The organism is Pseudomonas sp. AD21, from assembly GCF_002878485.1.
Classification (GTDB): domain Bacteria; phylum Pseudomonadota; class Gammaproteobacteria; order Pseudomonadales; family Pseudomonadaceae; genus Aquipseudomonas.
Genome location: NZ_NQYG01000004.1, coordinates 199,088 through 207,420, shown reverse-complemented (window position 1 = coordinate 207,420; position 8,333 = coordinate 199,088). Strand labels below are relative to the sequence as shown.

General features: G+C 54.5%; 18 protein-coding genes and 1 pseudogene. All 19 read left to right on the top strand.

Annotated elements, in window-relative coordinates:
- Positions 1 to 69, top strand: a pseudogene (locus tag PseAD21_RS04255) (elongation factor Tu); the annotation flags it as partial.
- 158 nt (positions 70 to 227) lie between these two features.
- Positions 228 to 539, top strand: coding sequence for a 30S ribosomal protein S10 (rpsJ, locus tag PseAD21_RS04250; protein WP_003186070.1), 312 nt, complete (start codon positions 228 to 230; stop codon positions 537 to 539).
- A gap of 80 nt (positions 540 to 619) precedes the next feature.
- Positions 620 to 1,255 (top strand): 50S ribosomal protein L3, encoded by a 636-nt coding sequence (gene rplC / locus PseAD21_RS04245; protein WP_102354612.1) that lies wholly within the window; start codon positions 620 to 622, stop codon positions 1,253 to 1,255.
- A gap of 12 nt (positions 1,256 to 1,267) precedes the next feature.
- The gene (rplD, locus tag PseAD21_RS04240) at positions 1,268 to 1,870 is read left to right on the top strand and encodes a 50S ribosomal protein L4 (RefSeq protein ID WP_003228735.1); all 603 of its coding nucleotides are present in this window, start codon (positions 1,268 to 1,270) and stop codon (positions 1,868 to 1,870) included.
- Positions 1,867 to 2,166, top strand: coding sequence for a 50S ribosomal protein L23 (gene rplW, locus PseAD21_RS04235; RefSeq protein WP_002555488.1), 300 nt, complete (start codon positions 1,867 to 1,869; stop codon positions 2,164 to 2,166). Before rplD ends, rplW begins: the two co-directional genes overlap by 4 nt.
- Before the next feature lie 14 nt (positions 2,167 to 2,180).
- Positions 2,181 to 3,005, top strand: a complete 825-nt coding sequence (gene rplB / locus PseAD21_RS04230; protein WP_003228734.1) for a 50S ribosomal protein L2 — start codon at positions 2,181 to 2,183, stop codon at positions 3,003 to 3,005.
- A 16-nt stretch (positions 3,006 to 3,021) separates the two neighbouring features.
- Complete coding sequence (rpsS, locus tag PseAD21_RS04225; RefSeq protein ID WP_003228731.1) at positions 3,022 to 3,297, top strand: 30S ribosomal protein S19; 276 nt, start codon at positions 3,022 to 3,024, stop codon at positions 3,295 to 3,297.
- 11 nt (positions 3,298 to 3,308) lie between these two features.
- Positions 3,309 to 3,641, top strand: coding sequence for a 50S ribosomal protein L22 (gene rplV / locus PseAD21_RS04220; protein WP_003103908.1), 333 nt, complete (start codon positions 3,309 to 3,311; stop codon positions 3,639 to 3,641).
- Positions 3,642 to 3,654: 13 nt separating this feature from the next.
- Positions 3,655 to 4,341, top strand: a complete 687-nt coding sequence (rpsC, locus tag PseAD21_RS04215) for a 30S ribosomal protein S3 (protein ID WP_003176422.1) — start codon at positions 3,655 to 3,657, stop codon at positions 4,339 to 4,341.
- Between the two features lie 12 nt (positions 4,342 to 4,353).
- Positions 4,354 to 4,767: a 50S ribosomal protein L16 gene (rplP, locus tag PseAD21_RS04210; RefSeq protein WP_003228729.1), complete on the top strand. Its 414-nt coding sequence runs from the start codon at positions 4,354 to 4,356 to the stop codon at positions 4,765 to 4,767.
- The gene (gene rpmC, locus PseAD21_RS04205; protein ID WP_002555481.1) at positions 4,767 to 4,958 is read left to right on the top strand and encodes a 50S ribosomal protein L29; all 192 of its coding nucleotides are present in this window, start codon (positions 4,767 to 4,769) and stop codon (positions 4,956 to 4,958) included. Before rplP ends, rpmC begins: the two co-directional genes overlap by 1 nt.
- A 2-nt stretch (positions 4,959 to 4,960) precedes the next feature.
- On the top strand, positions 4,961 to 5,227 hold the full coding sequence (gene rpsQ, locus PseAD21_RS04200) for a 30S ribosomal protein S17 (protein ID WP_003194644.1): 267 nt from the start codon (positions 4,961 to 4,963) through the stop codon (positions 5,225 to 5,227).
- Positions 5,228 to 5,250: 23 nt separating this feature from the next.
- Positions 5,251 to 5,619 carry a 50S ribosomal protein L14 gene (rplN, locus tag PseAD21_RS04195; protein WP_002555479.1) on the top strand — a complete coding sequence of 123 codons (369 nt, stop codon included), beginning with the start codon at positions 5,251 to 5,253 and terminating at the stop codon, positions 5,617 to 5,619.
- 11 nt (positions 5,620 to 5,630) lie between these two features.
- Entirely contained in the window at positions 5,631 to 5,945 is a 315-nt protein-coding gene (gene rplX / locus PseAD21_RS04190) for a 50S ribosomal protein L24 (protein ID WP_003186046.1), read from the top strand.
- 20 nt (positions 5,946 to 5,965) lie between these two features.
- A complete protein-coding gene (gene rplE, locus PseAD21_RS04185; protein ID WP_003210069.1) occupies positions 5,966 to 6,505 on the top strand; it encodes a 50S ribosomal protein L5 in 540 nt (179 codons plus the stop codon).
- Between the two features lie 13 nt (positions 6,506 to 6,518).
- On the top strand, positions 6,519 to 6,824 hold the full coding sequence (gene rpsN / locus PseAD21_RS04180; RefSeq protein WP_003228726.1) for a 30S ribosomal protein S14: 306 nt from the start codon (positions 6,519 to 6,521) through the stop codon (positions 6,822 to 6,824).
- A gap of 209 nt (positions 6,825 to 7,033) precedes the next feature.
- Positions 7,034 to 7,426: a 30S ribosomal protein S8 gene (gene rpsH, locus PseAD21_RS04175; RefSeq protein ID WP_007918458.1), complete on the top strand. Its 393-nt coding sequence runs from the start codon at positions 7,034 to 7,036 to the stop codon at positions 7,424 to 7,426.
- 12 nt (positions 7,427 to 7,438) lie between these two features.
- Positions 7,439 to 7,972, top strand: coding sequence for a 50S ribosomal protein L6 (rplF, locus tag PseAD21_RS04170; RefSeq protein WP_003176412.1), 534 nt, complete (start codon positions 7,439 to 7,441; stop codon positions 7,970 to 7,972).
- A gap of 10 nt (positions 7,973 to 7,982) precedes the next feature.
- Positions 7,983 to 8,333, top strand: a complete 351-nt coding sequence (gene rplR / locus PseAD21_RS04165; RefSeq protein WP_003186037.1) for a 50S ribosomal protein L18 — start codon at positions 7,983 to 7,985, stop codon at positions 8,331 to 8,333.

Genomic DNA, 8,333 nt, shown 5'->3' with positions numbered 1-8,333 from the left:
CTGCGTTTCGCTATCCGTGAAGGCGGTCGTACCGTCGGCGCTGGTGTCGTAGCAAAAATCATCGAGTAATTCTTTTTTATAGAGTCTGCTTGATGAATTGAAAAAGCCCCCGCTTAGCGGGGGCTTTTTTATTGGGTTGACACCTATCTGGGGCGTCTATAGAATTGCGCCTCCTTTTAACGGGCGTATTGCGCCCGGTGGGAATAGCAGCCGGAGTCTGAAATCCAATGCAAAATCAGCAAATCCGTATCAGGTTGAAGGCTTTCGACCATCGCCTGATCGACCAATCAACCCAGGAAATCGTGGAAACCGCGAAACGTACTGGTGCTCAAGTGCGTGGTCCAATTCCACTGCCTACCCGTAAAGAGCGGTTCACCGTTCTGGTTTCCCCGCACGTCAACAAAGACGCGCGCGACCAGTACGAAATCCGCACTCATAAGCGCGTTCTGGACATCGTCCAGCCAACGGATAAAACCGTTGATGCTCTTATGAAGCTTGATCTTGCGGCCGGTGTGGAAGTGCAGATCAGCCTCGGCTAAGACTCGGTCTTAGTCGTGTAACGCTCTGAAATGGGCGGCCATAGCGGGTGAAAGCCCCGTACACTCATGAGGTTTACAACATGACTATTGGTGTAGTCGGTCGTAAATGCGGTATGACCCGTATTTTCACCGAAGAAGGTGTCTCCATTCCGGTCACGGTCATTGAGATCGAACCGAATCGCGTCACCCAGTTCAAAACTGAAGAGACCGATGGCTATCGTGCAGTGCAAGTCACTGTCGGCGAGCGTCGCGCTTCGCGTGTAACAGCAGCTCAAGCTGGCCACTTCGCCAAGGCGAACGTAGCCGCTGGTCGCACCATCATGGAATTCCGTCTTGAAGAAGGCGAGTACCAAGCTGGCGATCTGATCAACGCTGAAATCTTCGCCGCTGGTCAACTGGTTGATGTAACCGGTCAGTCCAAAGGTAAAGGCTTCCAGGGTACGATCAAGCGTTGGAATTTCCGCGGGCAAGATAACACCCACGGTAACTCCGTATCCCACCGCGTCCCAGGCTCTATCGGCCAGTGCCAGACTCCTGGTCGTGTATTCAAGGGCAAAAAAATGTCCGGTCATATGGGCGCTGAGCGCGTGACCGTGCAGTCCCTGGAAGTAGTGCGCGTGGACGCTGAACGCAATCTGTTGTTGGTCAAGGGCGCTGTTCCTGGCGCTACTGGCGGCAACCTGGTTGTACGTCCAGCAGCCAAGGCTCGCGGTTAAGGGGAAGCTGACATGCAATTAAATGTAAATGACGCTCAAGCGATCGAAGTTTCCGAACTGACATTTGGCGGCGAGTTCAACGAGACGCTGGTTCACCAAGCAGTCGTGGCCTACATGGCCGGCGGCCGTCAGGGTAGCAAGCAGCAAAAGACCCGTTCCGACGTTCGTGGTGGCGGCAAGCGCCCATGGCGTCAGAAAGGTACTGGCCGTGCTCGTGCCGGTACTATCCGTAGCCCAATCTGGCGTGGCGGTGGTACCACTTTCGCAGCTCGTCCACAGGATCACTCCCAGAAGCTGAACAAGAAGATGTATCGCGCAGCAATGCGTTCCATCCTTGCTGAGCTGGTGCGTACTGATCGTCTGGTCGTGGTTCAGGATTTCGCTGTTGAAACTCCGAAAACCAAAGATCTGCTGGGCAAGCTGAACAACATGAGCCTGACCGACGTTCTGATCGTGTCGGACGCTGTTGATCAGAACCTGTACCTGGCTGCTCGTAACCTGCCACACGTAGATGTACGTGATGTGCAAGGTTCCGATCCAGTTAGTCTGATCGCATACGACAAGGTGTTGATCACCGTGTCGGCCGTGAAGAAATTCGAGGAGCTGCTGGGATGAACCAGGAACGCGTATTTAAAGTTCTGCTTGGCCCGCACGTTTCCGAGAAGGCTACGGTTCTGGCAGACAAGAAAGGCCAGTTCGTTTTCAAGGTTGCTACTGACGCAACCAAGCTGGAAATCAAGAAGGCCGTCGAAAGCCTGTTCAGCGTGAAAGTAGAGCGCGTCACTACCCTGAACGTTCTGGGTAAGAGCAAGCGCACTGCTCGCGGTCTGGGCAAGCGTAATGACTGGAAGAAGGCAGTTATCTCCCTTCAGCCAGGCCAAGATCTCGATTTCAGCAGCAGTGCTGAGTAAGGAAGGGGTGCATCATGGCAATCGTTAAATGCAAACCGACTTCCCCTGGCCGCCGTTTTGTGGTCAAGGTGGTCAACCAGGAGCTGCATAAAGGCGCTCCTCACGCACCGCTGCTCGAGAAAAAATCGAAGACTGGTGGTCGTAACAACAATGGCCGTATTACCACTCGTCACATCGGTGGTGGTCATAAGCAGCATTACCGTATGGTCGATTTCCGTCGCAACGACAAAGATGGCATCGTCGCCACTGTCGAGCGTATCGAATACGATCCAAACCGTACTGCTCACATCGCACTGCTCTGCTACGCAGACGGCGAGCGCCGCTACATCATCGCCCCTAAAGGCGTGAGTGCTGGCGACCAGCTGATCGCAGGCGCTCTGGCTCCAATCAAGCCAGGTAACGCTCTGCAACTGCGCAACATTCCAGTCGGTTCTACCGTACACGGCATCGAACTGAAGCCAGGTAAAGGCGCACAGATCGCTCGTTCTGCTGGTGCTTCGGCTCAGCTGATCGCTCGTGAAGGTGTGTACGTGACCCTGCGTCTGCGTTCCGGTGAAATGCGTAAAGTCCTGGCTGAATGCCGTGCGACCCTGGGCGAAGTCTCGAACTCCGAGCACAGCCTGCGTTCGCTGGGTAAAGCTGGTGCCAAGCGCTGGCGTGGCGTTCGCCCAACCGTTCGTGGTGTTGCCATGAACCCGGTTGACCACCCACATGGTGGTGGTGAAGGTCGTACCTCTGGTGGTCGTCATCCGGTATCGCCATGGGGCTTCCCGACTAAGGGCGCGAAGACTCGTGGTAATAAGCGTACCGACAAAATGATCGTCCGTCGTCGCAAGTAAATAGAGGGATACGACAGTGCCACGTTCTCTGAAAAAAGGTCCTTTTATTGATCTTCACCTACTGAAGAAGATCGAAGTGGCGGCGGAAAAGAACGATCGCAAACCAATTAAGACTTGGTCGCGTCGTTCGATGATCCTGCCACAAATGGTCGGTCTGACCATCGCAGTACACAACGGCCGTCAGCACGTCCCAGTTCTCGTGAACGAAGACATGGTTGGCCATAAACTGGGCGAGTTCGCCGGTACCCGCACTTATCGTGGGCACGTGGCTGACAAGAAAGCCAAGCGTTAAGGGGTAAGGAAATGGAAGTAGCCGCTAAGTTGTCGGGCGCTCGAATCTCCGCCCAGAAAGCCCGCTTGGTCGCCGACCAGATCCGCGGGAAGAAGGTGGGCGAAGCGCTCAACCTGTTGGCTTTCAGCAGTAAGAAAGCCGCCGAGATCATGAAGAAAGTGCTGGAGTCGGCCGTAGCCAACGCCGAGCATAACGAAGGCGCAGACGTTGATGACCTGAAGGTCAGCACCGTTTTCGTCAACGAAGGGCGTTCGCTGAAGCGCATCATGCCACGAGCCAAAGGCCGTGCTGATCGCATCGTCAAGCGGTCTTGCCATATCACTGTCAAGGTTGCTGACAAGTAACGGAGTCGAAGAGATGGGTCAGAAAGTACATCCCATTGGCATTCGCCTGGGAATCGTCAAGGAGCACACCTCCGTCTGGTACGCAGACGGTCGGACTTATGCGGACTACTTGTTCGCAGATCTGAAAGTGCGTGAGTATCTCCAAGACAAACTAAAAAGCGCGTCCGTAAGCCGTATCGATATCCATCGTCCGGCCCAAACTGCACGCATCACCATCCACACCGCTCGTCCAGGTATCGTTATCGGGAAGAAAGGTGAAGATGTTGAGAAACTGCGTCAGGACCTGACCAAGCAAATGGGTGTGCCTGTGCACATCAATATCGAAGAGATCCGCAAGCCGGAGCTCGACGGTATGCTGGTTGCGCAGAGCGTAGCTCAGCAGCTGGAGCGTCGTGTAATGTTCCGTCGCGCTATGAAGCGCGCAGTACAGAACGCCATGCGCATTGGTGCCAAAGGCATCAAAATCCAAGTGAGCGGTCGTCTCGGCGGTGCTGAAATCGCACGTACTGAATGGTATCGCGAAGGTCGTGTGCCACTGCACACCCTGCGTGCCGACATCGACTATGCCAACTACGAAGCTCACACCACTTATGGTGTGATCGGTGTAAAGGTTTGGATCTTCAAAGGCGAAGTAATTGGTGGTCGCCAAGAAGAGCTGAAGCCACAAGCACCAGCGCCTCGTAAAAAAGCTGCTAAGTAAGGGGTACGCCAAATGTTGCAACCAAAGCGTACGAAGTTCCGCAAGCAGATGACCGGCCACAACCGTGGTCTGGCACTGCGCGGTAGCAAAGTCAGCTTCGGCGAGTTCGCGCTGAAGTCTGTTGCTCGTGGTCGTCTCACCGCTCGTCAGATCGAGTCAGCGCGTCGTGCTCTGACCCGTCACGTAAAACGTGGCGGCAAGATCTGGATCCGTGTATTCCCGGACAAGCCGATCTCCAAAAAACCTCTCGAGGTTCGTATGGGTAAAGGTAAGGGTAACGTGGAGTACTGGGTTGCCCAGATTCAGCCAGGCAAAGTCCTGTATGAAATCGAGGGTGTTTCTGAAGAGCTGGCGCGTGAGGCTTTCGCCCTGGCTGCTGCAAAGCTGCCGCTCGCCACCTCCTTTGTTAAACGGACGGTGATGTGATGAAAGCGAATGAACTTCGTGAAAAATCCGCACAGCAGCTGAACGAGCAACTGCTCGGCTTGCTGCGCGACCAGTTCAATCTGCGCATGCAGAAAGCAACTGGCCAGTTGGGGCAGTCTCATCTGCTCTCGCAAGTTAAGCGTGACATCGCTCGCGTGAAGACTGTGCTCAACCAGCAGGCAGGTAAGTGATCATGGCTGAAGCCGAAAAAACTGTCCGTACGCTGACTGGCCGTGTTGTCAGCGACAAGATGGACAAAACCATCACCGTTCTGATCGAGCGTCGCGTTAAGCACCCGATCTACGGTAAATACGTTAAGCGTTCGACTAAGCTGCACGCGCACGACGAAACCAATCAGTGCCACATCGGCGACAAAGTCACTATTCGTGAAACTCGTCCGATGGCCAAGACCAAGTCTTGGGCACTGGTTGATGTTCTCGAACGCGCTGTGGAAGTCTAAGGGCTAGGGGTCGGAGAAATTATATGATTCAGACTCAATCCATGCTCGATGTGGCCGATAACAGCGGCGCTCGCCGCGTTATGTGCATCAAGGTGCTGGGTGGCTCCCATCGTCGTTACGCTGGTATCGGTGACATCATCAAAGTTACCGTGAAGGAAGCAATTCCTCGCGGTAAAGTGAAAAAAGGCCAAGTGATGACTGCTGTTGTAGTCCGCACTCGTCACGGCGTACGTCGTGCTGATGGCTCCATTATCCGCTTTGATGGCAACGCTGCTGTTCTTCTGAACAACAAGCAAGAGCCGATCGGCACCCGTATCTTTGGGCCAGTGACCCGTGAACTTCGTACTGAGAAGTTCATGAAGATCGTCTCGCTCGCCCCAGAAGTGCTGTAAGGAGATCCGACATGCAAAAGATTCGTCGTGACGACGAGATCATCGTGATCGCCGGCAAAGACAAAGGTAAGCGCGGTAAGGTGCTGAAGGTTCTTGCTGACAACCGTCTGGTTGTTGGTGGTCTGAACCTGGTCAAGCGTCATACCAAGCCTAACCCGATGTCGGGCGTACAGGGCGGTATCGTCGAGAAAGAAGCGCCACTGCACGCTTCCAACGTCGCCATCTTCAACGGCGAAACCAACAAGGCTGACCGCGTTGGTTTCAAAGTAGAAGACGGTAAGAAAATTCGTGTCTTCAAGTCGACCCAAAAAGCGGTTGATGCTTGAACACTGCTAGGTAGAAGACCATGGCACGACTAAAAGAGATTTACCGGAAGGAAATCGCTCCGAAACTTAAGGAAGAACTTAAGCTTTCGAACGTGATGGAAGTTCCGCGCGTTACCAAAATCACCCTGAACATGGGTCTGGGCGAAGCGATCGGCGACAAAAAAGTCATCGAGCACGCTGTTGCTGACCTGGAAAAGATCACCGGCCAAAAAGTCGTTGTGACCTACGCTCGTAAATCCATCGCTGGCTTTAAAGTCCGTGAAGGATGGCCGATCGGCGTCAAAGTGACTCTGCGCCGTGAGCGTATGTACGAGTTCCTGGATCGTCTGCTGTCGATCTCCCTGCCTCGGGTTCGCGACTTCCGCGGCCTGAATGCCAAGTCCTTCGATGGTCGTGGCAACTACAGCATGGGCGTGAAAGAGCAGATCATTTTCCCGGAAATCGACTACGACAAGATCGATGCTCTCCGCGGTCTGGACATTACCCTGACCACCACTGCCAAGAACGATGATGAAGGCCGCGCTCTGCTGCGTGCTTTCAAATTCCCGTTCCGCAACTGATTGGAGTAGGAAAATGGCCAAGAAGAGCATGAAAAACCGTGAGCTGAAGCGTCAGCTCACTGTTGCCAAGTACGCCACCAAGCGTGCAGCGCTGAAAGCTATCATCGTCGATCTGAACGCAAGTCCAGAAGCGCGTTGGGAAGCTACCGTAGCTCTGCAGAAGCAACCACGTGACGCAAGCGCTTCGCGCATGCGTAACCGTTGCCGCCTGACTGGTCGTCCGCACGGCGTTTACCGCAAGTTCGGCCTGGGCCGTAACAAACTGCGTGAAGCGGCAATGCGTGGTGACGTTCCAGGTCTGGTTAAAGCCAGCTGGTAATCGCTGTCAAAGTCTCGATGTTCGGGTTCGCAAGAACCTGACCATCGGTGGCCTTGAATCTGAATCAAGCCCCTTTTGGGGCTTGATTCATTTCTGGGGTATGTCTAGAATGACCGGCTCGCCTGAGCCCGTGTTTTTCATGCCCGGAGTTTCTCGGCGACAAGTAGTAGCCGTAAGGCTAATTTTTCTGTATTAGGAGCGTCTAGCCCATGAGTATGCAGGACCCGTTAGCGGACATGCTAACTCGAATCCGTAATGCCCAGATGGCTGAAAAGTCTGTCGTAAGCATGCCGTCTTCCACGCTGAAGGTGGCTGTAGCAAAAGTCCTGAAGGACGAAGGTTACATCGCGGATTTTCAGATCACCACCGACGCTAAGCCGTCGTTGTCCATCGAGCTGAAGTACTTCGAAGGCCGTCCGGTTATCGAAGAAGTGAAGCGCGTTAGTCGTCCAGGCCTGCGTCAGTACAAGTCCGTTGAAGATCTGCCGAAAGTTCGTGGCGGTCTTGGCGTGTCTATCGTCTCCACCAACAAAGGTGTGATGACGGATCGTGCTGCGCGCGCTGCCGGTGTCGGCGGCGAAGTTCTTTGCACTGTGTTCTAAGGGGGGATAAGCATGTCTCGCGTCGCTAAGAACCCCGTTAAGCTGCCAGCCGGTGTCGAAGTAAAATTCGCAGGCCAACAGCTTTCGGTGAAGGGTGCCAAGGGTACTCTTGAACTGAACATCCATTCGTCCGTTGAGATCGTTGAAGAAGCTGGTGAGCTGCGTTTCGCTGCTCGCAATGGCGATCAACAAACTCGCGCAATGGCCGGTACCACGCGTGCGTTGGTAAACAACATGGTCCAAGGCGTAAGCCAAGGCTTCGAGCGTAAGCTCCAGCTGGTCGGTGTTGGTTACAAGGCGCAAGCAAAAGGCACGGTTTTGAACCTGGCCCTTGGCTTCTCGCACCCAGTGGATTACGAACTGCCGGAAGGCATCACCGCTGAGACTCCTAGCCAGACCGATATCCTGATCAAGGGCATCGACAAGCAGCTGGTAGGTCAAGTGGCCGCTGAGATCCGCGACTTCCGTCCACCAGAGCCGTACAAAGGCAAAGGTGTGCGCTACGCGGACGAAGTCGTCCGTCGTAAAGAAGCCAAGAAGAAGTAGGGCATAGCAAATGACCGACAAAAAAGTTACTCGACTGCGTCGCGCTCGCAAAGCACGCCTGAAAATGCACGAACTAGAAGTCGTGCGTCTCTGCGTGTTCCGCTCGTCGCAGCACATCTACGCCCAGGTCATCTCGGCCGACGGCAACAAAGTCCTGGCAAGCGCCTCGACTTTGGATAAAGAACTGCGTGATGGTGCCACTGGCAACATCGACGCGGCCACAAAGGTTGGCCAGCTGGTCGCTACGCGTGCTAAGGCCGCTGGCGTCTCGCAAGTGGCTTTCGACCGCTCTGGCTTCAAGTACCACGGCCGCGTTAAAGCGCTGGCTGATGCTGCTCGTGAAGCTGGGCTGGAGTTCTAA